The following is a 718-nucleotide window of genomic DNA, read 5'->3' on the forward strand; positions in this document are numbered from 1 at the left end:
AGTGTGTATAAGAGACAGGGGCGGAGGTCGCCCGGCCTGCCCGGGGATTTATTCCGGCTGGCCTATGGTCAGCGCGATTTCGCCGACGCCGGCCACGCTGCCGCTGATGCGGTCGCCGGATTTCACCGCGCCCACGCCTTCCGGCGTGCCGGTGTAGATCAGGTCGCCCGGCTGCAGGTGATAGAACTCCGACAGGTCGGCGATGATCTCCGGGATGTTCCAGATCAGCATGGCGAGGTCGGACTTCTGCTTGGTCTCGCCATTCACCTTCAGCTCGATGGCGCCTTCGGCGAGCACGCCCAGGCCTTCGGCCGGCACCACTTCGGCGCACACGGCGGAGAGTTCGAAGTCCTTGCCCAGGTCCCACGGCCGGCCCTTGTCGCGGGCCACCAGCTGCAGGTCGCGGCGGGTCATGTCCAGGCCGGCGGCGTAGCCGTAGATCAGGGAGGGCGCATCCGCCTGGGTGACGCGGAAGCCCGGCTTGCCGATGACGACCACCAGTTCCATCTCGTAGTGGTAGTTCTGCGTGCCGCAGGGGTAGGGCACGGTGGCGCCGGACTCGACCAGGGCGGAGGGCGTCTTGGTGAAGTAGAAGGGGCGGGCGCTGGCCTTGTCCACCGGCGCGCCCATTTCCACCGCATGGGCGTGGTAATTGCGGCCGACACAGAAGATGCGGTTCACCGGCACGCGTTCGCTGCGCCCGCGCACCGGCAAGGAG

Annotated in this window: 1 protein-coding gene; it reads right to left on the minus strand. The window is 67.7% G+C overall.

The features are described 5' to 3' along the window. Positions 1–48: 48 nt before the first annotated feature. On the minus strand, positions 49–718 hold a 670-nt coding region (locus GRF61_RS24205; RefSeq protein ID WP_169153165.1), incomplete at its 5' end, for a fumarylacetoacetate hydrolase family protein.

Source organism: Azoarcus sp. TTM-91 (assembly GCF_012911025.1).
Classification (GTDB): Bacteria; Pseudomonadota; Gammaproteobacteria; order Burkholderiales; family Rhodocyclaceae; genus Azoarcus.